General features: G+C 70.0%; 17 protein-coding genes. 5 read left to right on the top strand and 12 right to left on the bottom strand.

Features of this window, described 5'->3' with window-relative positions:
• Window positions 1-38: 38 nt before the first annotated feature.
• Window positions 39-1,244 (bottom strand): ROK family transcriptional regulator, encoded by a 1,206-nt coding sequence (locus tag Pta02_RS27260; RefSeq protein ID WP_203877798.1) that lies wholly within the window; start codon window positions 1,242-1,244, stop codon window positions 39-41.
• Window positions 1,245-1,454: 210 nt separating this feature from the next.
• Between Pta02_RS27260 and Pta02_RS27255 the strand changes: the two genes are divergently transcribed.
• The 3 genes from Pta02_RS27255 (at window position 1,455) to Pta02_RS27245 (ending at window position 5,132) form a co-directional block, all read left to right on the top strand.
• Window positions 1,455-3,131 carry a type 2 periplasmic-binding domain-containing protein gene (locus tag Pta02_RS27255; RefSeq protein ID WP_239131258.1) on the top strand — a complete coding sequence of 559 codons (1,677 nt, stop codon included), beginning with the start codon at window positions 1,455-1,457 and terminating at the stop codon, window positions 3,129-3,131.
• Window positions 3,132-3,309: 178 nt separating this feature from the next.
• Window positions 3,310-4,239, top strand: coding sequence for an ABC transporter permease (locus Pta02_RS27250; protein WP_239131268.1), 930 nt, complete (start codon window positions 3,310-3,312; stop codon window positions 4,237-4,239).
• Window positions 4,236-5,132: a carbohydrate ABC transporter permease gene (locus tag Pta02_RS27245; RefSeq protein WP_203877796.1), complete on the top strand. Its 897-nt coding sequence runs from the start codon at window positions 4,236-4,238 to the stop codon at window positions 5,130-5,132. Before Pta02_RS27250 ends, Pta02_RS27245 begins: the two co-directional genes overlap by 4 nt.
• Before the next feature lie 82 nt (window positions 5,133-5,214).
• Here the strand turns inward: Pta02_RS27245 and Pta02_RS27240 are convergent, their stop codons facing one another.
• From Pta02_RS27240 to Pta02_RS41445, 10 genes are all read right to left on the bottom strand, one after another.
• Complete coding sequence (locus Pta02_RS27240; protein WP_203877795.1) at window positions 5,215-6,090, bottom strand: DUF3037 domain-containing protein; 876 nt, start codon at window positions 6,088-6,090, stop codon at window positions 5,215-5,217.
• Entirely contained in the window at window positions 6,087-6,905 is an 819-nt protein-coding gene (locus tag Pta02_RS27235; RefSeq protein WP_203877794.1) for a hypothetical protein, read from the bottom strand. Before Pta02_RS27235 ends, Pta02_RS27240 begins: the two co-directional genes overlap by 4 nt.
• A 120-nt stretch (window positions 6,906-7,025) precedes the next feature.
• Window positions 7,026-7,340 (bottom strand): MerR family transcriptional regulator, encoded by a 315-nt coding sequence (locus tag Pta02_RS27230; RefSeq protein ID WP_203877851.1) that lies wholly within the window; start codon window positions 7,338-7,340, stop codon window positions 7,026-7,028.
• 121 nt (window positions 7,341-7,461) lie between these two features.
• Window positions 7,462-7,908 (bottom strand): Hsp20/alpha crystallin family protein, encoded by a 447-nt coding sequence (locus Pta02_RS27225; RefSeq protein WP_203877793.1) that lies wholly within the window; start codon window positions 7,906-7,908, stop codon window positions 7,462-7,464.
• A gap of 186 nt (window positions 7,909-8,094) precedes the next feature.
• Window positions 8,095-11,019, bottom strand: coding sequence for a glycoside hydrolase family 3 protein (locus Pta02_RS27220; protein WP_203877792.1), 2,925 nt, complete (start codon window positions 11,017-11,019; stop codon window positions 8,095-8,097).
• 45 nt (window positions 11,020-11,064) lie between these two features.
• The gene (locus Pta02_RS27215) at window positions 11,065-11,880 is read right to left on the bottom strand and encodes a carbohydrate ABC transporter permease (RefSeq protein ID WP_203877791.1); all 816 of its coding nucleotides are present in this window, start codon (window positions 11,878-11,880) and stop codon (window positions 11,065-11,067) included.
• Entirely contained in the window at window positions 11,877-12,821 is a 945-nt protein-coding gene (locus Pta02_RS27210) for a carbohydrate ABC transporter permease (RefSeq protein WP_203877790.1), read from the bottom strand. Before Pta02_RS27210 ends, Pta02_RS27215 begins: the two co-directional genes overlap by 4 nt.
• A 26-nt stretch (window positions 12,822-12,847) precedes the next feature.
• Window positions 12,848-14,155, bottom strand: a complete 1,308-nt coding sequence (locus tag Pta02_RS27205; protein WP_203877789.1) for an ABC transporter substrate-binding protein — start codon at window positions 14,153-14,155, stop codon at window positions 12,848-12,850.
• Between the two features lie 49 nt (window positions 14,156-14,204).
• Window positions 14,205-16,532, bottom strand: coding sequence for a TIM-barrel domain-containing protein (locus tag Pta02_RS27200; RefSeq protein ID WP_203877788.1), 2,328 nt, complete (start codon window positions 16,530-16,532; stop codon window positions 14,205-14,207).
• A gap of 15 nt (window positions 16,533-16,547) precedes the next feature.
• Window positions 16,548-18,938 (bottom strand): glycosyl hydrolase family 95 catalytic domain-containing protein, encoded by a 2,391-nt coding sequence (locus Pta02_RS41445; RefSeq protein WP_373872418.1) that lies wholly within the window; start codon window positions 18,936-18,938, stop codon window positions 16,548-16,550.
• Between the two features lie 268 nt (window positions 18,939-19,206).
• Between Pta02_RS41445 and Pta02_RS27190 the strand changes: the two genes are divergently transcribed.
• Together Pta02_RS27190 and Pta02_RS27185 are read left to right on the top strand one after the other, a co-directional pair.
• A complete protein-coding gene (locus tag Pta02_RS27190) occupies window positions 19,207-21,072 on the top strand; it encodes a beta-galactosidase (protein ID WP_203877787.1) in 1,866 nt (621 codons plus the stop codon).
• A gap of 80 nt (window positions 21,073-21,152) precedes the next feature.
• Entirely contained in the window at window positions 21,153-22,370 is a 1,218-nt protein-coding gene (locus Pta02_RS27185) for a pentapeptide repeat-containing protein (protein ID WP_203877786.1), read from the top strand.
• 132 nt (window positions 22,371-22,502) lie between these two features.
• Here the strand turns inward: Pta02_RS27185 and Pta02_RS27180 are convergent, their stop codons facing one another.
• Complete coding sequence (locus Pta02_RS27180; protein ID WP_203877785.1) at window positions 22,503-23,105, bottom strand: hypothetical protein; 603 nt, start codon at window positions 23,103-23,105, stop codon at window positions 22,503-22,505.
• Between the last annotated feature and the right edge of the window lie 266 nt (window positions 23,106-23,371).

Genomic DNA, 23,371 nt, shown 5'->3' with positions numbered 1-23,371 from the left:
CATCCCGGCGGCCGGATGAAAGATTCAGGACGACGGGCTCAGGAGGGACGCGGCAGGCGGCCGGAGTCGACCGTGTCGAGCACCCGGGCCGCGCCGCCCAGAGCCGCCGCGCCGTACCCCAGCGTGGAGGCCACGACCCGGCACCCCCCGCCGTCCGGCGCGATGGTGCGCCCGCGCATCTCCTCGCCGACCGCGGGCAGCAGCCACGGCGCCAGCGGCACGTAGTAGCCGCCCAGGATGACGACCTCGGGGTTGAGCAGGTTGGCGATCACGGACACGCCCTTGCCCAGGTTGTGCCCCACCGCGGCGAGCAGGTCGAGGGTGCGGCGCTCACCCGAGCGGGCCAGCCGTACCACCTCCTCGATCTCGATCTCGACCTCGGCCGGCGAGAGCGCGGCGTGCTGGAGCACCGCGCCGATCCCGGCGACGGCCTCCAGGCAGCCCAGCCGCCCGCACCGGCACTCGGCGCCCAGCGGGTCGAGCTGGATGTGGCCGATCTCGCCGCCGTATCCCCGGGCGCCCCGGCGCAGCCGGCCGTCCAGGATGATCCCGGCGCCGACCCCGATCTCGCCGGTCAGGTAGACCAGGTTCGCCGCACCGGCCTGCGGCCCGAAGCGGTGCTCGGCCAGCGCGGCGAGGTTGGCGTCGTTGTCGATCTGCACCCCGAAGCCCGGGTCGCGCAGTGCCTTGGTGAGGTCGCCCGCCAGGTCGGCGTCACGCCAGCCGAGGTTGGGCGCGATGAGCACCGTGCCGTCGGTGCCGACCAGACCGGGCACGCCCACGGTCACGCCGAGGACCTGGCGCTCCTCCTTGGCCATCCGGTTCGTCACCCGGCGCACCAGCCCCGCCACGGCCACGACGGCCTGACTGACCGAGCTGGTCGCCCCGGAGAACGAGCGCCGCCAGGACAGCAGCCGCTCCCCCGACAGGTCCACCGCCACCGCGGTGACGTAGTCGACGTTGATCTCGACGCCGATCGCGGCGTACGGCGAGCCGTCCAGCACGAGCATCGTGGCGGGACGGCCGACCCGGTTCTCGGTCAGCCCGGTCTCGCGGACCAGGCGGCGGTCGATGAGGTCGGCGACCAGACTCGACACGGTCGCCTTGTTGAGCCCGGTGGAGGCCGCGATGTCCGCACGGGAACACGGCGCGTGCTCACGCACGAACCTCAGCACCACGGCGAGGTTGGTGGCCCGGACGTCGGCGAAGTCTGCCGGTTGCGGGTTCGTCGTAGATGTGATCAAGGTCAATCCCGTCCTGATCGGCCCAGGTGATGTCCGCGGACGCCCCCGGCTGGCCCCATCATGCCCCACCCGCCCCGGCACCCGCGATCGGCGGGCCCTTGTGGCGGGAGTCGCCCTCGACTAATTTGTTTGGTCGAAAGACGAACTAACTCTATCGCGAGCCGTCCTCAACCGACACCCCCGATCCAAGACCTACGAAGGGAACGCGCCGTGAACAACTCTCCAGAGGGCGCGGTTACCAGCCGCCGGGGCTTCCTCGGCCTGGTCGGGCTCAGCGCGGTCGCCGTCGCGGGCGGCGGCCTGCTGACCGGCTGCTCCACCCCGGCCGGCCCCCGGCCCGGCTCCGGCGGCGCCACCGCGGCCGCCCTCGACAAGCTGACCTCGCTGACGCCGACCCACATCCCCTACGCGGGCGTCACCGCCGACATCGTCGGGCAGAACGGCGCGCCCGGAGGCTTCACGAAATACCCCGCCACCCTCGTCGACGCGATCACCGCCAAGCCCGGCAAGGACGGCCACTACAAGGCGATGACCCCGCTGTGGGGCCCGCTCCCGCCGCCGCTGGGCAAGAACTCCTACTTCGACGCCGTCAACGCCGACCTCGGCGCGACCATCGAGTTCAACATCCTCGACGGCATGACGATCATCGAGAAGATGAACGCGGTCATCGCCGGCGGCGACGTCGTCGACATCACGATGATCCCGAGCTGGACCGTCAACCAGATCCCCCAGTTCGGCGAGGCCGTGGACCAGCTCTTCGAGGACCTCACCCCCCACCTGCAGGGCGACGCCGCCAAGAAGTACCCGCTGCTGGCCAACATCGCCACCGACGCCTGGGAGTGGGGGGTCTTCAACGGCAAGCTGATCGGCATCCCCGGCAGCTACACCTTCCCGATGGGCGTGATCCTCCTCTACCGCAAGGACATGTTCGACGCCAACGGCTGGACCGCCCCCAAGACCGCCGACGAGATGCTCGCGCTGGGCAAGGAGATCACCGACCCCAAGAAGAAGCGCTGGGCCTTCGGCGACATCAAGCTGATGGCCTACCAGCTCTTCCGCTCCCCCAAGGAGTGGGTCCTGTCCGGCGGCAAGCTGCTCCACCGGTACGAGACGCCGGAGTTCGAGGCGTCGATCGCCTTCATGCGCAAGCTCTACGAGGACAAGCTGATCCACCCCGACATCGTCAGCAGCAAGGGCGCCAACGCCAAGGAGCTCTTCAAGGCCGGCCAGATCGTCATCACCCAGGACGGCTTCGGCGGCTGGAAGGAGATGCTGGAGCAGATGCTCCCCACCAAGCCCGACTTCTGGATCGAGGCGCTGCCGCACTTCGGCCACGACGGGGGTGCTCCCGGCTACCACAAGAGCGAGGAGCCGGGGCAGTACACCTTCATCAAGAAGGGCCTGGGCAAGGAGAAGACCGAGGAGATCCTGTCCCTGCTGAACTACCTGGCCGCGCCGTTCGGCACGCAGGAGAACATGCTGTCCGTCTACGGCGTCGAGGGCAAGCACTTCACCAAGAACGAGGTCGGCGCCCCCAAGAAGACCGACCTCGGTCTCAAGGAGGCCCCGCCGACCTACTTCTTCCTCAGCGGCCGACCCGACGCGATCACCGAGAGCGAGCTCCCCAAGTACGTGGAGACCGCGGCCACCTGGTACAACGAGGCCGCCAACCACTGGGCGCCCAACCCGCACGAGGGCATCCGGATCCAGCGGCCCGCCAAGTACGCCGCCCTGGAGCAGCCCACCGAGGACAAGATCCAGGACGTCGTCCGCGGCCGCCGCCCGCTCAGTGAGCTGAAGCAGGTCGTCGACGAGTGGCGCAAGGACGGCGGCGACGAGAGCCGCGAGTTCTACATGAAGGTGCTGCAGGACAACGGCCGTGCCTGAGAACCGCACCAGCAACGTCCCGGCGGGCGACCTGACCTCGCCCGCCGGGGCCGGCACCGCCGCCCCGCCCACGCCCCCCGCCCGCCGTACCGGCGACAAAGCCCGGACCGGTGACAAGATCCGGAGCAGTGACCAGACCCGGAGCAGTGACAAGGTCCGAGCCGGCGGCAAGCCCCGGATCGGTGGCAGGGCCCGTCCCCGCCCGCTGCGGCAGCGGCTGCTGCGCGACTGGCAGCTGCTGCTGATGACCCTGCCCGCGGTCGGGCTGCTGGCGCTGTTCCACTACGTCCCGCTGCTCGGCAACGTGATCGCCTTCCAGGACTACTCCCCCCACGTCGGGATCGCGGAGAGCCCCTGGATCGGCTTCGCCAACTTCCAGTGGCTGCTCACCGACCAGAGCTTCTGGGACGCCACACTGAACACGCTCACCATCACGGCGTTCCAGCTGGTCTTCTACTTCCCCATCCCGATCTTCCTGGCGATCCTGCTCGACAGCGTGATGAGCCCCAGGGTCCGGCTGTTCGTCCAGAGCATCGTCTACATGCCGCACTTCTTCTCCTGGGTGCTGGTCGTCACGCTGTTCCAGCAGATCCTCGGCGGCGCGGGCCTGATCTCCCAGACGCTCCGGGCCAACGGCTACGACGGCATCGACATCATGACCAACCCGGACACCTTCCTGCTGCTGGTGACGGCGGAGTCCGTGTGGAAGGACGCCGGCTGGGGGACGATCATCTTCCTGGCCGCGCTGGCGGCGATCAGCCCGAACCTCTACGAGGCGGCGGCGGTGGACGGCGCCAACCGGTGGCGGCGGATGTGGCACATCACCCTGCCCGGACTGCGCCCGGTCATCGTGCTGCTGCTGATCCTCCGCCTCGGCGACGCGCTCAACGTCGGCTTCGAGCAGTTCTTCCTCCAGCGTGACGCGGTGGGCCGGGAGGCCGCCGAAGTGCTGGACACCTTCATCTTCTGGCGCACGCTCGTCACCGGGGAGTGGAGCTACGGCGCCGCGGCCGGTCTGGTCAAGGGCGTCGTCGGCCTGGTCCTCATCCTCGTGGCCAACAAGGTCGCCCACCGGTTCGGCGAACAGGGAATCTACAAGAAATCATGAGTACACGCCCCGTCTGGGAGGAGCGGCCCAGCCTGCCGGGCAGGCTGACCAAGGGCCTGACCCTGTCCCTCATCGCGCTCGTCGTCCTCTTCCCGATCTACATCGTGACGCTCACCAGCCTGTCCCCCGCCGACGCGGTGAACGAGGCCGGCGGCCTGGTGGTGGTGCCCGACGGGTTCTCTCTCGCCGCCTACCGGGAGCTGTTCTCCGGTGGCGTGGTCACCCAGTCCGTGCTGGTGAGCCTCGGCATCACCGCGGTGGGCACGGCGGTGAGCCTGGTCTGCACGGTGCTCGCGGCCTACGGACTGTCCCGGCCGGGCTCGCTGTTCCACCGGCCGCTGCTGTTCATGATCCTGCTGACGTTCCTGTTCACCCCGGGCATGATCCCCAGCTACCTGCTGGTCAAGTCGCTCGGCATGATCGACAGCTACTGGTCGCTGATCCTGCCGGGCGCGATCAACGCATTCAACCTCGTGGTGATGCGGGCCTTCTTCATGAACATCCCGGAGGAGGTGCCCGACAGCGCCCGCATCGACGGGGCGAGCGAGTTCCGCATCCTGACCCGGATCGTGCTGCCCATGTCCAAGGGCGTCATCGCGGTCATCGGCCTGTTCTACGCCGTGGGCTACTGGAACGCCTTCTTCAACGCGATCCTCTACCTGAACGACAACGCCAAGTGGCCGCTCCAGCTGGTGATGCGCCAGTACGTCCAGCAGGGCCAGTCGCTCACCCTGGGCGCCGCGGTGGACACCTCGTCCGCCGGCGCGCTCCCGCCCAACCTGGCGATCCAGATGGCCATCGTGGTGCTCGCGCTGCTGCCGGTGCTGTTCATCTACCCGTTCGTCCAGCGCCACTTCACCAAGGGCGTCATCATCGGCGCCGTCAAGGGCTGACGGGGCCGGTAGCCTCGACGTCGTAAGCCCCGGTGTAGCCACCGCCGTTCCGGCGGCCTCCCGGGGCAGACCCGTTTCCAAGCTACGCCCTGAGGCGGCTCACCAAGTCGACGGCTCGATCAGCGACGGTCTGCACGTCTTCCAGTGAGTGAACGTCGGCGCGAAGGTTCGAGAAAACCTGCTGCGCCTCCTCAAAAGCGTTGCGTTGCTCAGCGGTCTCCGGTGGAACGACGACCACTTGGAGATCCACGCCTTCGCTGATCTCACTGATCTGATCGTTGGCGTCGATGACCCGTGCGCTCTCACCGCTGCGGAGACGTTCCAACGCGTATCCCCATGCTTTGACCTCCGTCGACAAGTTGTCGATCTGTGCCCGGCGGAACGACCACGCCTGCGTCAACTGGACGGCGGTGCCGTTGGCGATGGCGAAATCCACGATGGAGCGGACACGCTCGCCGACGAGCACCTCCGCCCGAGGCCGGACCAGGTAGTCGGCGATCGCCGCACTTCGATAAGCCTCCCGAAGCCTGCTGACGAGCAGGTGTTTACCCACCGGCCGGGGCTGACGCTCAGCGACAGGATCGATGATGAGCTGGCTGAAGATGAGGTCAAGCGCCTGTTCCGCGCTCTCTGCCAGGATCGGTGCGGGGGGGCTGAGTTGGACGATGTTCCGGTGGTCATGATGCATCTGACGCAACCACGCTTCGGTGAGCGGATCCCCGCCCTCTTCCAGGTCGCTGCGGTTGCGGTCGATCTCAGCGTCCACCCGGAGCAGGAAGTTGGTCGCCACCTGCATGGCGGAAGTGCCGGCGAACCTGCGCACGCGATCGAACGCGCTGAGCTGACGCACGGACCAGTCGCCGGTGACCGGATCACCGGCGATCGCCCCGACGTTCATGAACTCCCCCGTCCGCGGCTCGGGAAGGCAACGAACGATCGCATAAACGTATCGGCTCATATGACCTCCGACCTCCTTTCAAGGAGCATCCGCACTCGCCCGGCGACGGCAGGCGCCCTACGTTCGAGGAACCAGCCCAGAGCTTCCAGTTCCCTATCGTTCACCGGCCAGGAAGCCGGGACACCGCACAGGATGTCGGCAAGAGCACCGCGAGAGATTTTCTCAAGCGCACCGGCTATCTCCTCAACCGCCTCCAGGCTCACCCCATCGGACCCGTCAGGCAACTCGTTCGGCACGTCGACCGACTGCTCCAACAGAGCCGGTCTCCAGCACCCGCTGTTCGGGGGGAAGTACACACCGTGATCAAAGCTATAGATACTGTAGTCGTCGTCTCGGTCATACAACCACTGCGCATCGTCGCCAAAGCACCAGTCGTAAAGTGCATAAATTCCGACATGACGACGCCTATTGTCATCCCTTTCCCGCAACGATAGAGCCTGCCGCCGCTCTTCCACATGCTCCAACGCCAGACTTGCATGCGCCAGGCCAGCCTTGAGGACTCCTCCATTCAATGGCCACTCGGCGAGCTCCTCCGGAATCCGGATGAGGCTGGTCGGACAGACCGGCGCACCGATCAACCCGCCGACGCCGGACACGATGAACTCGATGGCCAAAGAGGCTCGGGCCTCATCGTTCGGGCACGCTTCCAGTCGCTTGACGAAGTAGCGTCTTCCGTCGCTGGCAATCACCTGAATGGGACTCGCGAACGAGTGGCTGACCGACGGGATCAGAGCGGTCACGGTCAGTCCGTCGAAATGGTCAGTTCGTCCTTGAATCGTATGTGACCAGTCGGCCAACCCAACCAACACGACCACCTTGCCTCGCACCTGCAGCTATGCCAGGAAAACCGTAGAGCAGGACATCCAAGGTGTCTCGAATATGAAGAAGTAGATCACGGATAAGGCCTACCGAAGGTGTCGTCACGAGGCCGCCGGTCACTCTTTCCGGGGATGGCGGGCGGCGCGTTCGCGGGCGAGTTCGGCCTTCAGCTCGCGGACCTGCGCCTCCAGTTCGAAGATGCGGCGGACCGCGACGAGGCTCATGCCCTCGCCGATGAGCTGGACGGCGTCCTGGACCGCGCCGATCTCGTGGCGGCTGTAGCGGCGCTGCCCGCCGGAGGAGCGGGAGGGGCGGACGACGTCGTGCTCGTCGAGGCGGCGCAGGAACGCCTGCTGGACCTGGAGCATCTCGGCCACCTGGCCCACGGAGTACAGCGGCGCGTGCTCGTCGTCGAAGGGCAGGCGGACCATGGTCACTCTCTTTCCCGGCGCGGACCGGCGGAACTTCCCGGGCGCGGGCCCGAGCGGGGGCCGGCGGAACGCCGGCGGGGTGGGCACCGGTGATCGCGGCGCCCACCCCGTCGCGGCTCCGTCAGACGCCGATCGACTTCTGGCCGGACGACTTCTGGATCTCGATCTTGCGGGGCTTCGCCTTCTCGATCACCGGGATGCGCACCGCGAGGACGCCGTTGGAGTACGCGGCGTCGATCTTCTCGCTGTCGAGGTGCTCGGACAGGTAGACCCGGCGGGTGAAGGTGCCCATCTGGCGCTCGCGGACGAACACGCGCTCGTCCTCGCCGTACTCCTCCTCGCGGCGGGCGCTCACCGACAGCACCCCGCGGTCGACGGTGACCTCGATCGAGTCGGGGTCGGCGCCGGGCAGGTCGAACTTGAGGAGGACGTCGTCCTTGCGGCGGACGCCGTCCAGAGGCATGGCCGAACCCGCGCTGCCCTCACGCCACCCGAGGGCCTGCCGCGTGAGCCGGTCGAACTGACGGTCGAACTCCTGGACGAACGGGTCGATCGACGTCAGCAGCATCGGTAACCACCTCCGTTGTACCAGGCAGGTTTCCTCATGCCTGCCTTCTCGAAAACCTCTTAATAGAGTTATAAGTTATCGCCACCGGAAGATGCAACCTCCCTCCTGAGATTTTTTCGGGCCCGGACGCCGTACGGCCCGCGCCCCGGGTGGACGGGACGCGGGCCGTACGGCGGGGGCGGGAGGTCAGCGGGTCAGGACCAGGTCCTTGATCCGCAGCTCGCCCCGGGCGACGAGATAGACGTCCTGCCTGCCGGACGCCCCGGACAACGCGGCGGTGGCCGTACCCCACCGGTAGACGCCGCCGGTGGCGGGCACCGTGACCGTGCCGAGCAGCCGTCCCCGCGCAGAGCCGAGGCGGACCTCGACGGAGGAGGCGGCGGTCGTGGCCACGCCCAGCGTCACGCCGGTCGCGCCGCGGCCGAGGTCGGCGCCGGAGAAGGCGAGCCACTCGCCGGAGGACAGCGCCACCGCGTCCCCGCTCGCCTTCGTCTCGTCGACCAGCTCGGCGCCGGAGTGATCGTCGAAGTCGGCGGCCCGGGTGACCTTCGCCAGGTCGCGGGCGGGGACGGCCTCGCCGTCCACCCGGATCGTGGTGCGCTGACGGATGCGGTCGGAGGCCGAGCCGACGAGCACGTCGTGGGTGGACGGCTCGACCGCGAAGCGGCCCCGGGTCACGTCCCACAGCGCCAGGTCGGCGGTCTTCAGGGTGAACGTCACCGTCTTCGACTCGCCCGGCGCGAGGCTCACCCGCTCGAAGCCGCGCAGCTGCCTGACCGGCTGCCTCACCCGGGAGGAGTGCTGGTGGGTGTAGAGCTGCACGACCTCGTCACCGGCGCGCGGGCCGGTGTTGGTCACCTTCACGCTCACCCGGTGGCCGTCGCCGTCGCGTACCGCGCGCAGCCCCTGGTAGCCGAAGGTGGTGTAGCTCAGGCCGTGGCCGAAGGCGTACAGCGGCCGGTCCTTCGAGTACAGGTACGTCGAGCCGGTCTTGATGATGTCGTAGTCGAGGATGTCGGGGAGCTCCGCCCCGGCGCGGGGCCAGGTCTGGGTCAGGCGCCCGGCCGGGTTGGCGGTGCCGTACAGGATGTCGGCCAGGGCGTGGCCGGTCTCGGCGCCCGCGTGGGTGGTCCACAGGATCGCCGGGACCTTCTCCTGCAGCGCGTCGATCGTCGTCGGGTAGCTGTTCTCCAGGACCACCACGGTGTCGGGGTTGGCCTCGCGCACGGCCTCGACCAGGGCCCGCTGGCCCGCGGCGAGGTTCAGGTCGGTGCGGTCGTGGGCCTCGCGGCCGTTGATGAACGGCATGCTGCCGACCACGACCACCGCCACGTCGGCGCTCTCGGCCGCCGCGACGGCCTCGTCGATCCCGCTGCGCACGGTCTCCTTGGTGAACCGGGTGGCCTCGGCGGCGGTGCCCAGCGAGAGCGTGCCGTCGGCGGCGGCCCTCACGTAGACGTCCGGGCCGAACCACGGCTCGGCGGTCTCGTAGCCGGCGTAGCGCAGCAGCGTCGTGCCGTCGGCCTGCGCCTCCAGCTTGAACTGCTCCTGGACGAACCAGCCGGTGGGCTGGTCCTGGTCGTTGACCAGGGTGGACCAGTTGGCGCGGCTGACGTACTTGCCGTTGGCGACGCTGCGCAGCGTCACGACGCCCTCGCCCCAGTCGAAGACGTCGAACTGCCCGGTCTCGCCGGCCGCGGTCCCGGAGAGCTTCAGGTCGGCGCCCGCGCCGGTCCCGGCGGTCAGGTACCTCCCGTCGGCCTTGAGCGCGATCCGATCGGCGCCCTCGGTGTCGACCGTGCCCGCGGCCCGCTCCCTGATCCCGTCGAGCGGGGTGACCTGGTAGGGCAGCTTGCCGGAGTACCAGTCGGTGTACAGGGTCCTGGCCAGCGGGCCGATGACCGCGACCTTCTCGGCCGGGTCGAGCGGCAGGGCCCCGCGGGAGTTCTTGAGCAGCACCATCGCCTCGGCGGCGGTGCGCCGGTTCAGCGCGCGGTGCCCGGGGCTGTCCACCACCGCCTTGGCGATCTTCCCGTACGGCCCGCCGTCCGGGTCGAACTCGCCCAGCCGGAAGCGCACGCCCAGGATGTTGCGCACCGTACGGTCGATGTCGGCCTCGGTGAGCAGGCCCTGGTCGAGGGCGGCGTTGACCGAGGCGACGGTCGGGGCGCCGTTGGTGTCGTCCACGGTGAAGCTGTCGACCCCGGCCTTGATCATCGCCGCGGCGGCCTCGGGCTTGGTGGCGAAGTACCGCTGCGAGCCGGTCAGGTTGTTGGGCCCGCCGGCGTCGGAGACGGTGAACAGCGTCCGGTCCGTCCACCTGCGGATGCTTGAGTTGAGGTCGGTGACCGTGGCCGGGCGGCCGTTGACGAGGTTGTAGGAGGTCATCACGCCGGTGGCGGCGTCGGCCGAGATCGCGGTCTTGAACGCCGGGATCTCGTACTCGTTCATGACCCGCGGCCGCAGGCTGGAGTTGGTGGTGTCGCGGCGGACCTCGTTGTTGTTGGCCATGTAGTGCTTGAGCACCGGGGCGGCCTTGAGGTGGTCGGGGTCGTCGCCCTGGATGCCCCGGCCGTACGCGGTGGAGATCGCCCCGGTCAGCAGCGGGTCCTCGGAGTAGCCCTCCTCGTTGCGGCCCCAGCGCGGGTCGCGCAGCAGGTTGACCACCGGCGCCCACAGCTGCAGGCCCCACAGCCGGGGGTTCTCCGCGTGATAGCCGCGTGCCTCGTCGCCGACGACGGAGCCGACCTTCTCGACCAGGTCCGGGTCCCAGGTGCTGGCCAGGCCGATCGCCTGCGGGAAGACCGTGCCGCGCGCGGTGACGACGCCGCCGCCGTTGTCGATGTCGGTGGACCACGCGACGCCGTGCAGCGCCTCGGTCCCGGTCTTGAACAGCCCGATGCCGAGCCGCTCCACCGCGGGCTGGTACTGGTGGAGCCAGGAGACCTTCTCGGCCGGGGTCAGCCGGCCCAGCAGGTCGTCGATCCGCTGCCGGAGAGGGAGGGCCGGGTCACGGAAGGGATACTGCGGGTCCGCGTGCGCCGGTGCCGCGCACAACCCCAGGGTCAGGGCGAATACGGCCGCCGCCGCGGCGGGCTTGCGAAAGGGCATTGCGCCTCCAAGGTCAGGGATTCGAAGCGCTTCAGAACCTGGTCGCTACTTGATCGCGCCCACGGTCACGCCGCGGGTCAGGGTGCGCTGGAAGATCAGGAAGAAGACGACCGCGGGCAGGATGCCGAGCAGCGCCGAGGCGCTCGACATGGTGGCGTCCATCATCTTGTCCCCCTGGAGCACGCCCAGCGCGACGGGGACGGTCTGGTTCTCGTTGGAGATCAGGAAGATCAGCGGCAGGAAGAACTCGTTCCAGGTCCAGATGAAGAAGAAGATCAGCAGTACGGAGAGCGTCGGGCGGCTGATCGGGACCACGATCCGCCACAGCGCCCGCCACTTGCCCGCCCCGTCGATCGCGGCGGCCTCCAGGATCTCGTGCGGGAAACGGCCGAGGACCGAGGCGAGCAGGTAGGTGCCGAACGCGCTCTGGATCACCGTGAAGATGATGATCACCCCGAGCCGGCTGTCGTAGAGCCCGGCCTGCTTCGACAGGTAGTACAGCGGATAGACCAGCGCCTCCTGCGGCAGCGTGTTGGCCACCAGGAAGACGACCATGATCCAGACCCGGCCGCGCACCCGGCCGATGCCGAGCGCGTAGGCGTTGAGCACCGACAGGATCACCGCGAGCACCGCCACCGAGCCGCTGATCAGCAGGCTGTTCCACAGCTTCCCGCCGAAGTCGACCCGGTTCCAGAACTCCACGATCCCGTCGAGGTAGAGGCCGTCGGGCAGGCTCAGCGGTCCGTTGGCGGAGTAGTCCTGCGGGGAGCGCAGCGCGTTGAGGGTGACGATGGCGAACGGCACCAGCATCACGACGGCCAGCACGGCCAGCGAGACCAGGACCGAGTACTTCCGGATCATGATTGCCCGTCCTCGTTGTCCTGGATCCGCAGGAAGAACGCCGTGACCACGATGATCACCAGGGTGAGGACGGTCGCGATCGCGGCGCCGTACCCGACGTTGGCCTTCTCGAAGAAGTTCTGGTAGCTGAAGTACGACGGCACGAGCGTGGCTCCGCCGGGGCCGCCGCGGGTCAGCACGAAGATCGGGCCGAAGACCTTGAGCGCGGCGATCGTGCAGGTCAGCAGGACCACGTAGATCTCCGGGCGGATCTGCGGGATCGTGATGTGCCGGAACCGCCGCCACCACGACGCCCCGTCCATCTCCGCCGCCTCGTACAGGGCCGGGTCCACCCGCTGCAGTCCCGCCATGAAGATGACCACGGGATAGCCGATCTGGAACCACACCATGATCAGCATCACGCTCGGCAGCGCCCAGCCGGGGTCGCCCAGCCAGCTGCGCGGTTCCGCGCCGAACAGCCCCAGGAAGGCGTTCAGCGCGCCGTACCGGGGATGCATGATCCATCCCCAGACGATGCCGGCGATCGCGACCGGCAGCACCTGCGGCAGGTAGTAGGCGGCTCGCAGCGTGCCGGCCGTACGGGGGCCGAACTTCCTGCCCACGTAGTCGAACAGGGTCGCCGCCAGGACCAGCCCGACGATCGTGGGCACGATCGCCATGGCGACGATCAGCGCGAGGTTGTTGCGGAAGGAGGCCCAGAACCGCTCGTCGGCGAACAGCCGCGTGTAGTTGTCGATCCCGAGCCATCGCGGGTCGCCGATCCCCTGCCACCGGGTGAAGGAGATCCCGATGTTCATCAGGAACGGCACCAGGATCACCGCGGTGAACAGCACCGCGCTGGGCAGCAGGAACACCCAGTAGCCGCCGGTACGGCGGCGCCGGGGGCGCGGCTCCGGCCCGCGGACCGCCTTCGGCCGCACGGCCGGAGCGTGCACTGCCATCTTTGCCTCCGGGGTCGGTCGCCGGGTCAGTTGCCGATGTCGGCGAGGTTCTCCTCGTACGGCCCGGCGATCTCGTCCAGCACCGCGGAGGGCGTCTTGCTGCCGTTGATCAGGTTCTGCACCCCGGCCACGAGCACGTCGTAGTAGCCGGGCGCGGGCCAGTCGGGATAGAAGGCCAGGCCGTCACCCGCCGAGAGCTTGGTGAAGTTCTCGATGAGCTCCTTGCTCTTCTCGTCGGTGATCGCGGCGGGGTCGGCCGCCACCGGGACGCCGCCGGAGTTGCCGAGCAGGTTCTGGATCTCCTTCTTCATCGTGATGTCGATGAAGTCGTAGGCCAGGTCCTTGTTCTCGGCGTTCTCGGGGACGACCCAGATGTTGCCGCTCGACCCGGCGCTCATGGTGTTGCCGGGCCACAGGAACGAGCCCCACTCGAAGTCCTTGATCTCGGAGGCGAACCGGCCGTACCACCACGAGCCGGTGACCACGATCGGGTACTTGCCGCCGATGAAGGACACGCCCATGTCCTCGGCCTTGAGGGCGGCCGAGTCCTTGGCGATGTAGCCCTTCTTCACCCAGTCGGCCACGGTCTCGGCCGCGTAGGTGAACTCGGGGCCGTGGAAGTCGACCTTGCCCTTGTAGAGCTGGAAGCCGTCCACCCACGGGCGCTGCGCCTTGGACAGGGCGAGCTGGTAGAAGATCTGCTGGGCCGGGTACTCGGCGCCGCCGACCGCCAGCGGGGTCACCCCGGCCTTGACGAACTCGTCCATGGCGGCGGTGAACCCGTCGAACGTCGTCGGGACCTCGACCTTGTGCTTCTCGAACAGGTCCTCGTTGTAGTAGACCATCACGTACTCGGCGTAGTTCGGCACACCGAACCACTTGCCGGCGCCCATGATGCCCCGGTCGTCATACTTCGCAGTGGTCTGCAGCGACGGGCTGAGCAGCTTGTCCCAGCCGCGCTTGGCGACCTCGGGCGTCAGGTCGGTCAGCAGCCCCTGCTTGGACAGCAGACCGGCGGTGGCGTTGCCCTTGTTGTACTCCATCACGTCCGGGGCCTCGTCCGAGTTGAGGATCATGCCCGCCGACTGGCGGATCTGCTCGAACGCCTTCTCCTCGAACTGGACCTCGACCCCGGGGTGCGAGGACTCGAACTGCTTGATCGCCTCGGCCCAGGCCTTGCCCATCGCGCCGTCGGCGCTCTCGTAGTGCCACAGCTTCAGCACGCGGGGGCCGTCGGAGGCGGCCTGACCGCCCGCCTCGGGCTCGGTGCTCCCGCAGGCGGCCAGCGCCGCGAGCATGGCCAGTGCGGCCACACCGGTTCTCACCTTGGACATCGTTCTCTCTTCCTGTGGGGAGTCCCCCGAGCTTTCCTTCAAGGGCCGGTCAGCGGCCGCCGGCCCGCTCGACACCCGTGATCCGGGCGGGACCGTCCACCCGGACGCCGTCCTCAGTCACGGTGACCGTGCTGCTCCCGTCGACGTCGGCGATCACGGCGGTGCCCGTGACCGTTCCGTAGCCGAGCAGGGTGATCTCTCCGAAGGGCCCGTCGCCGACCGTGCCGCCCGGCTCCGCCAGGACCGGGATGAGCGCGCCGTGCCGTACGAACAGGGGGATGCGGTCCAGCGGCGTGCGCACCGTGACGTACCGCCCGCCTGCGAGCACCTCGCCGGTCCAGTGGTCCACCCAGTCACCCGCCGGGAGATAGACCCGCCGCACGCCGTCCGGGGAGGTCATCGGGGCCACCAGCAGGTCGCGGCCGAGCAGGTACTCCAGGTCGGCCTGCCAGGCGACCGGGTCGTCCGGGTGGTCCACGCACAGCGCCCGCATCATCGGCGCACCGGTGCGCGCGGCCTCGGCGGCGGCGGTGTAGAGGTACGGCATGAGCCGGTAGCGCAGCTTCAGCGCGGCCACGGCCTCGGCCTCCACCTCGGGGAACTCCCACGGCTCCCGGCTGGTGGTGCCGTGCAGCCGCAGCAGCGGGGAGAACGCGCCGAACTGGGTCCAGCGGACGTACAGGTCGTCGGTGGGACGGCCGGTGAAGCCGCCGGCGTCGTGGCTCCAGAACGGGATGCCCGACAGGCCGTGGGAGAGGCCGCCGCGCAGCGTGCTGCCCATCGCGGGGTAACTGGTGTAGGTGTCGCCGCTCCACTGGGCCGAGTGCCGCTGCCCGCCCAGGAAGGAGGAGCGGGCCCAGACCATGCCGTGCCCGGCGACCTCGCGGGTCACCTCCGCGACCACGTCGTTGAACAGCAGCGTGTAGACGTTGTGCAGGTCGGTGCCGGTCATCCCGTTGAAGGCGACCGCGTCGTGCGGCACGCCCTCGGCGAAGTCGGTCTTGAAGACCTGCACGCCCTGCTCCAGCAGCGGGCGCAGCAGCCCGCGGAACCACTCGGCGGCGTCCGGGTTGGTGAAGTCGACGATGCCGCAGGCCGGGTAGGAGCCGTGCCAGGAGTCGGCCACGTAGACCTCGCCGTCCTGCTTCTTCAGGAAATATCCGGCTTCGGCGGCGGCGGGGAAGGCCGGGCTCAGGTGGGAGACGTACGGGTTCATCCAGAGGCAGACCTTGAAGCCCATCTCCTTCAGCTCGGCCAGCATCCCGGCCGGGTCGGGGAAGCCGGCCTCGTCCCAGCGCAGGTCGGACCAGTGCCCGTCGGTCTGCCAGTAGGTGTCCAGGTGGAGCACGTCGCAGGGGATGCCGCGCTCACGGATGGTGCGCGCCCGGTTCATCACCCGCTCCTGGGTGTCGACGAAGAACCCCGAGGAGATCCAGGTGCCGAACGCCCACTTCGGCGGGAGCAGGGGCCGGCAGGTCAGCCGGTCGAACCGGTCGAGCACCTCCGGCGGGGTCGGCCCGGCGATCACGTAGTAGTCGATCAGGTCGTCCGGGACGACGATCTGCACGCAGCTGTGGGTGGACTGGCACACGTCGAACTCGACCGGCGTCCCGCTGTCCACCAGCACGCCGTATCCCCGGCTGGACAGATAGAACGGCACGTTCTTGTAGGCCCGCTGGGACTCGGCGCCGAAGGCGTCGAAGTTCCACATGACCGGCCGCTGGCCGCGCTTGTCCAGCGGGGTGAACGACTCGCCGAACCCGGCGAACGCCTCGTCGGCGGGGGCGGCGAAGCTCTCGTGGTAACCGGCCACCTCGCCGCCGGCCAGGGACCGGCCGAACGGGAGCGTGCGCAGGCGGCCGCTGATGTCGGTGTGGCCCGGATCCTGCTCCAGCACGGTCGCCCCGGAGGCGTCGGTGAACCTCAGGTGCCAGGGGGAAAGAGTGATCTCCGCACGGAGCGGCCCCGCGTCGACCACGATGGCACCGGGAACGCCGCCGTCCGCGCGGAGCACGCCTCCGCCTCCGGCGACCTCCGCGGTGAGCACGCCGTCTCCCGGGGCCGCCAGGCTCTCCACCCGCGCCCCGGCGAAGGTGCCCGGCGTGACCATGGAGATGGCCCGGTCCGACCGGGTCCGGGCGTCCGCGTCCTGGCCGAGCCGGACCCGGATCACCCCCTCGCCCGCCACACCGACCTGGACCACGAGGGTCTCGCCCGCCGAGGTCGAGGCCTTCAGCGTCACCCCCGCCTCGTCGGCCGCCACCGGCTCCGCCGCCGTCAGCGCCGACAGACCGCCCTCGCCGTGCGAGCGCACGGGCAGTTCCGGCGGGTCCGCGACGAAGTACTCGTGCGCGATCAGAGGAGGACGGTACGGCATGGGGGCTCCAGCGCTTCAGGCTTCCAGTTCCTGAATTAGTTTTGCGTCCAAACCAACAAACGTCAATGGGAGCGTTTCCCCCGCGGGCACCCGGGCGCGCTGGAGACCGCACGTGACCAGCAATGGCCGCCACGCCCTGACCACGGCCTCGACCCGCCCGGGTTCCCAGGTCAGCCGCTCGACGGCCCCGCCGCGCACGACCAGCCCTCTCGCCTCGCCGTACGGCCACGCCTGCGGGAGGGCGGGCAGCAGGTCGACCCGCCCGTATCCGGAGGGCGGCAGCGAGGAGCGGACGAGCATCGCGGCCACCAGGGCGGGCAGTCCGCCGCAGACGTCCACATTGAAGATCGCGTCCCGGTTGTGGGTGGAGACCAGGTTGTCGGCGCACCAGTAGCGGGTGGCCAGCAGCGTCAGCGCCTCGTGCGCCTCCCCGGCCAGCCCCAGCGCCGCCGCCGCCAGCCCCAGCTGGACGAGCCCGAAGGCCATCTCGTCGCTGTCCGACCCCCGCCACCACTCCAGCCGCCGCCGGACCGCGAGCGCCGCGGCCGCCTCCAGCCGGGGGTCGTCGAAGGCCGGGTCCCGTTCGTACCAGAGCGGGTAGAGGTGCGAGGCGTGGCGGTGGGCGTGGTTGTCCTCCACCGCTCCTGCGGGCTCTCCGCCCGCGGCGTGTTCCGGATGCCCGGCCGCGCCCCTCCTCGCGCCGATCCACTCGGCCAGCTCTCCGGTCGGCGCGATCCGGTAGCCCGGCAACCGGTCCAGCAACCGCCCCCACCGGCCGTGGTCGAGGTCCAGCACCTCGCAGGCGTGCACGAGGTTGCGGAGCAGGTCCCTGGCGACCGCGACGTCCATGGTCGCGTTGACGCACGCCTGGGAGTCGCCGCCCGCCGGGGTGTTCTCCGGTGAGTACGACGGGACGAAGTCGCCGTCCCCGGTGAGGAAGTCCTCGTAGAAGACGGCCGCCTCGGTCATGAACGGCAGCGCCCGCTCGCGCAGGAAGTCCGTGTCCCCGGTGTGCGCGTAGTGGTCGTGGTAGAGCCGGGCCAGCCAGCCCGCCCCGGCCGTCCAGAAGGTCAGGCACCAGACCGGCCCGAAGTGGTTGTGCAGGCCGTGGGTGGACATGTGCGCCGGGACCAGGATCCCGCGGCAGCCGTACAACCTGCGGGCGTTCTCCCTGAAGTCCTCCACCATGGCGTCCGCCAGATCGAACACCGCCGTCGCCAGTTCCGGCGTCCCGGTGACCGCCAGCCCCGCCACCGCCGAGGCCAGATTCCCGTCCATGGTGAACCCGCTGCGCCACGGCGGGTCGTACGTCCCGCTCCAGACCCCCTGCAACGTCGGCGGCGACTCCCCCGAGCTGGAGATCACCGCATACCGCCCCGCCCCGAACAACCGCCCGACCCCCGCCTCCCCCCACCCCGACGCCCCATCGCCCCCACCCGGCACCCCCGCGCCATCACCGCTTCGCACGCCTCCGGCCGGTGCCTCCGCACCACCGCGCCCGAACGCGCCACCTCCCGCCCGCCTCCCCGGTGCCCACGGGTTTTCCCACGGCGCCGGTACGGCGGGATGCCGTACGGCGGTGGGCGGCGCCGGTGTACGGCGGCCGAGCCGGAGGGAGGAGCGGGAGAACAGGTCACCGTGGACGGCCGTGTGTTCGCGGAGGAGAAGGTCGAAGTCGGCGGGGATCTCCTCCAAAGGATCCGGCCGGCTGCCGCGGATCACCGTTCGGGCGAGGATGAGGGCGTCGTCGCCCATCAGGAGCCCGCCGGATCCCGTTTCGGCGGTGCCGACCGCTCGGCACTCGACCGTGTAACCCGTGATCGCCCCCGGCCACCGCGCCTCGAACTCCGCGTTCAGGACCAAGCGGCCGGGCGCCACGGTCGTGGTGAACCGGATGGGAACCGGCGGCTCCTCCTCGATCGGGACCAGCCGCAGCAAGCCCTCGCCCCCCGACCATCGGATCACCACCGCATCGGCCGGCCGGGAGACGAACACCTCCTGCCGGACCCCGCCCCACTCCTGGGTCACCAGGCCGCTCGCGAAGTCGCAACTCCGCAGATACCCGCCCGCCGTACGGAGGCGCGAGATGTCGGGGAGCGACGGCGGGGCGTTGGAGGGGGACGGGGTGGGGCTGGCGGAGGGCGACGGGGGGACGATGGGACTCGTTGCGGGGAGGGAGAAGTGAGGGGTGAAGGCGAGGGTCGCCGAGGGGATGAGGGGGTCGATCCAGCGGGTGCCGGCGTAGCCGGGGTGCTCGCCGGTCGCCAGTTCGACGACCCTGCCGGCCGCCTCGCCGGAGCGCCCGCCGTACAGCAGGGCCCGCAACTCCTGCAGGACGGCCGCGGTGTGCGGGGGCGGCAGTGGCTCGGTGACCGGCAGGAACAGGCGTTCATGCGAGAGCGTCACCCGAAGCTCACCGGGGCCTCCGAGGCCTCCGGGGCCCATGACACCATCGCGACCGCCAGAACCTTCGGAACCCGTGACACCGTCACGATCCAGGCTGTCCGGAGCCGTGACACCGTCGAGATCTCGGGTGGGGCCGCCGTACACCAGGGCTCCCTGGCGGCCGTTGCCGGTGATCAGGGCCCGTTCCCAGTCTCCGGTCGCGGCCCTTGAGACGAATCCGTTGTCCATGGATAATTAGTTTAGATTCCATCCGAACAAAGGAACCAGAGTGCGCTGGCCGAAAGGGCTCGACGGGTTGTGTTACGGCGGGGACTACAACCCCGAGCAGTGGCCGGAGGAGGTCTGGCGGGAGGACGTCGCGCTGATGCGGGAGGCCGGGGTCAACCTGGTCAGCGTCGGCGTCTTCTCCTGGGCGCGGCTCGAACCCGTCGAGGGTTCCTACGACTTCGGCTGGCTGGACCGCGTGCTCGACCTGCTCCACGAGGGCGGCGTCGGGGTCAACCTGGCCACGCCCACCGCGTCCCCGCCGCCCTGGTTCTCCCTGGCCCACCCCGACGCGCTCACCGTCACCGCCGACGGCACCCGCCTGAGCCACGGCAGCCGCGACACCTACTGCGTCAGCGCCCCAGCCTACCGCGAGGCCTCCGCCCGCATCGCCCGCGTGCTCGCCGAGCGTTACCGCGGCCATCCGGCGCTGGCCATGTGGCACGTGCACAACGAGTACGGCACCTGGTGCCACTGCGACCACGTCGCCGCCGCCTTCAGGACGTGGCTGCGCGGCAGGCACGGAACGCTGGAGGCGCTGAACGACGCCTGGACGACCTCGTTCTGGAGCCAGCACTACTCGGCGTGGGAGCAGGTCATGCCGCCCCGCGCCACCCAGTACCTGCCCAACCCCGCCCAGGTCCTGGACTTGCGCCGGTTCCTCTCCGAGGAGATGCTCGGCTGCTTCCGCGAGCAGAAGGCGATCCTGCGCGAGCTCACCCCCGACGTCCCCGTCACCACCAACTTCGTCTTCGGCGACTGGGTCCCGGTCGACCAGTGGAAGTGGGCGCGGGAGGTGGACCTGGTCGCGATCGACCACTATCCGTCCGAGAACCCCCCGGAGGAGACCGCGTTCGCCGCCGACCTCGCGCGCGGCTGGGCGGGCGGGAAGCCCTGGCTGCTGATGGAGCAGGCGGTGGTGACCTACACCGGCCCCCGGATGGCCGCCAAGCGGCCCGGGGAGATCACCCGGCTGAGCCTGTCGCACGTCGCCCGGGGCTCGCGCGGGGCGATGTTCTTCCAGTGGCGGGCCTCGCGGGGCGGGGCCGAGCTCTGGCACGGCGGCATGGTCCCGCACGCCGGACCGGACTCGCGCATCTTCCGCGAGATCCGCGACCTCGGCAACCTGCTGCCCGCCCTCGCCGAGGCCTGCGGGGACCCGGTCGAGGCCTCGGCCGCGATCCTGTGGGACACCGAGGCGGGCTGGGCGCTGCAGTCGCCCGGCTTCCCCTCCACCGGGATCGGCTATCTGGAGGCGGTACGGCAGGCGCACCGGGTGCTCTACCGGCACGGTGTCACCGCCGACTTCGTCCACCCCTCGGCGGACCTGTCCGGCTACGAGCTGGTGATCGTCCCCAGCCTCTATCTGATCTCCGACGACGCGGCGGAGAACCTGCGCCGCTACGCGGACGGCGGCCACGGAACCCTCGTGGTCTCCTTCCTCAGCGGGATCGCCGACGAGCACGCGCGGATCCGGGTCGGCGGCTACCCGGGCGCCCTGCGCGGCGTTCTCGGCGTCCGGGTGGAGGAGTTCCTCCCGGTCGGCGAGCCGGTCACGCTGGACACCGGCGACACCGCGTCCGTGTGGACCGAGCGGGTCCACCTGGCCGGGGCCGAGGCCCTGGCCCGCTATCCCGACGGCACCCCGGCGATCACACGTCACGGCCGGGCCGTCTACGTCTCCACGCGCCTGTCCGACGACGCCTACGCCCGCCTGCTCGGTCTCGGCTCACCCGCCCCCGTCGAGCTCGTACGGCGCGGCGAGTGGCTGTTCGCGATCAACCACGGCGGCGAGGAGCGGAAGATCCCGGGTAATCTGCTGCTTCCCCCCGGCGGATACGCGGTGGCCAAGGTGCCCCGGCCGGAGTGACCGTGCGCGGTTCAAGTGAGTGTCTAGCGGGATGAAATGATCCCCTGGCACGCTCGGGACTGCTGTTGAAGGAGGCACCCGTGCGTCGTTCCATCCCCCTGACACTCATCGCCGCGACATTCGCGCTGTCGGGGTCCGTCATCGCTCCCGCCCACGCCTCGGCCGGGCACCTCACCGCCGCGCAGACCAACCCCTGCCGCCCCGGCGAGGGCGCCAAGCTGCGCGGCAAGGACTTCACCAAGGGGGCCCAGCTCCCCGACAACCTGCGCTGCGCCGACCTGACCGGCGCCAAGCTGGACGGCATCGAGTTCGTCCAGGAGGACATGACGGGTGCGATCCTGCGCAACGCCTCGCTCAAGAAGACCCGGTTCACCCAGGCCACGCTGAAGCACGCCGACATGCGCGGCGCCGACTTCACCGAGGCGAACCTCGGTCAGATGCACGCCGACTACGCGGACCTGCGCGGCGCGATCCTGATCGACGCCGAGGCGGGGCAGGCCCAGTTCCCGTACGCGGACCTGACCGGGGCCACCCTGACCCGGGCCGAGCTGACCCAGGCCGTCTTCACCAGCGCCAAGCTCGTCGACGCCGACCTCACCGAGAGCACCCCCGGTCAGCTCAAGGCGCGCAAGGCCGACTTCACCCGCGCCAAGATGCGCGAGGCCAAGCTGGGCCAGGCCAACCTGCGCAACGCCACCTTCAAGGACGCCGACCTGACCGAGGTCGACTTCACCCAGGCCGAGCTGGCCGGGGCCGACTTCACCGGGGCGACCGTCCAGGACGCCTCCTTCACCCAGGCCGACGACGCGAACCTCAAGGGCGCCAAGGGCACCCCGCAGGACGTCGACGGCTTCGTCTTCCCGACCCCCGACAGCGCCGGCGAGGAGTCGCCGGCCGGTGACCCGGACCCCGTGGCCGCGCAGGAGGACAAGGGGATCTCCGTCGGGCTCGTCATGGTCGTGCTCAGCGCGGTGGGCCTGGCGCTCACCGTGGTGGCCTGGGGCGTCAGCGCCCAGCGGCGCAGCAGGCGCAACGCCCGCTTCGCCCTCATGCGCCGGGGGGCCGAGGAGGACATCACCCGGCTCGGCGAGGAGATCGACCAGCTCGACTACGAGTTCCAGATCAGCGGGCGCGGCGGCATGACGGCCGACCAGGACTGGCGGCACGCCATCGACGCCTACGAGGCCGCCAAGAACGCCCTGGGGATGGCCAGGCGGGAGCAGGATCTGCACTTCGTGGCCCGCGCCGTGCACGACGGCAAGGCGGCGCTGGGACGGCTGCGCGCCCGGGTCCGCTGACGGCGGGCCCCGGCGCCCGCCGGGGCCTCCCGTTCATCCGGTACGGCGCCCGCCGGTATCCCGCCCGCCCGGTACGGCGCCCGCCCGGTGTCGTCCCCGCCCGATTCCTCCCCCGTCTCCTCACCCGTCTCCTCACCCGACGACGCGGATCGCGAACTCCACCTCGTACGCCGCGTTCCCACGCCGGTTGACGAAGGTGAGCTGCGTGCGCACGTTCCCGCACGGCAGTTCCGCGTCGGCGATCCTGTCGTTGATCGTGAGATCGTCCTCGATCAGCTGGAAGGCCAGGATGCCGTCGGTGAACTGCACGCGCACCGGCGGGACGAACCCGAACGCGCCGGCCGGCCTGCCCGTCCCCGCGGTCGGGAACTGTACGGTCCCCCCGGACAGCGGGAAGAGGTTCCCGCCGATCCGCAGGAAGATCTCGTCACCGTTCCCGCCCTCCTGAAGGTCGACCGCCCTGACCTCGTCGCCGAAGACGTCGTCGGTGTTCTCGATCGTGAAGTCGCACACGGCGAGCGAGGCGGAGTCCGTCACGGCCGGAGCCCGGGCGGCCGAGGCGGATCCGGTCGCCGCCGGCGAGGCCGCCAGGGCCACGGCGATCAGGAACGCCGTGACCGCCCTTGCCCGCCATCCCCGCCGCACGAGGACGCCGCGCCGTACGAGACTGCCCCGCCGTACGAGGACACGGGGATCACATCGCCGCCCGGGGACGCCGGGTTCGCGCTGCCGCATGGGGACTCCTGACGATCACCGCGGCGGCCGGACGCTCACCGCTCCTGCAGCGATGCTCGGTGCGGGCCGTACTCGGCAGAAGGTGCTTTTACCGTGACGGGGCGCGTCCTTCCGCCTTCACATCCCCGCCGCCACACCTCGCCGTCCCCCGCGCAGCCTCGGTACGACGATTGTTACCGACGCGTAACACGCCCCCTGGTTACCAACGGTAACACCACGGGTTACCGTCGGGTCACTTTCCCCTCAGGCGTACCGACCACCGGGTG

The organism is Paraplanobispora takensis, from assembly GCF_016863195.1.
Lineage (GTDB): Bacteria > Actinomycetota > Actinomycetes > Streptosporangiales > Streptosporangiaceae > Planobispora > Planobispora takensis.
This window is presented reverse-complemented; position numbering and strand designations above follow the sequence as displayed.

What these genes read in the sequence shown, in the direction of transcription:
- Pta02_RS27225 (WP_203877793.1), bottom strand. Translation starts at nt 7,908, where the DNA reads ATGCTGCTGACGTCGATCGACCCGTTCGTCCAGGAGTTCGACCGTCAG.
- Pta02_RS27205 (WP_203877789.1), bottom strand. Translation starts at nt 14,155, where the DNA reads ATGTCCAAGGTGAGAACCGGTGTGGCCGCACTGGCCATGCTCGCGGCG.
- Pta02_RS27180 (WP_203877785.1), bottom strand. Translation starts at nt 23,105, where the DNA reads ATGCGGCAGCGCGAACCCGGCGTCCCCGGGCGGCGATGTGATCCCCGT.
- Pta02_RS27200 (WP_203877788.1), bottom strand. Translation starts at nt 16,532, where the DNA reads ATGCCGTACCGTCCTCCTCTGATCGCGCACGAGTACTTCGTCGCGGAC.
- Pta02_RS27215 (WP_203877791.1), bottom strand. Translation starts at nt 11,880, where the DNA reads ATGATCCGGAAGTACTCGGTCCTGGTCTCGCTGGCCGTGCTGGCCGTC.
- Pta02_RS27240 (WP_203877795.1), bottom strand. Translation starts at nt 6,090, where the DNA reads ATGAGCCGATACGTTTATGCGATCGTTCGTTGCCTTCCCGAGCCGCGG.
- Pta02_RS27245 (WP_203877796.1), top strand. Translation starts at nt 4,236, where the DNA reads ATGAGTACACGCCCCGTCTGGGAGGAGCGGCCCAGCCTGCCGGGCAGG.
- Pta02_RS27220 (WP_203877792.1), bottom strand. Translation starts at nt 11,019, where the DNA reads ATGCCCTTTCGCAAGCCCGCCGCGGCGGCGGCCGTATTCGCCCTGACC.
- Pta02_RS27210 (WP_203877790.1), bottom strand. Translation starts at nt 12,821, where the DNA reads ATGGCAGTGCACGCTCCGGCCGTGCGGCCGAAGGCGGTCCGCGGGCCG.
- Pta02_RS27230 (WP_203877851.1), bottom strand. Translation starts at nt 7,340, where the DNA reads ATGGTCCGCCTGCCCTTCGACGACGAGCACGCGCCGCTGTACTCCGTG.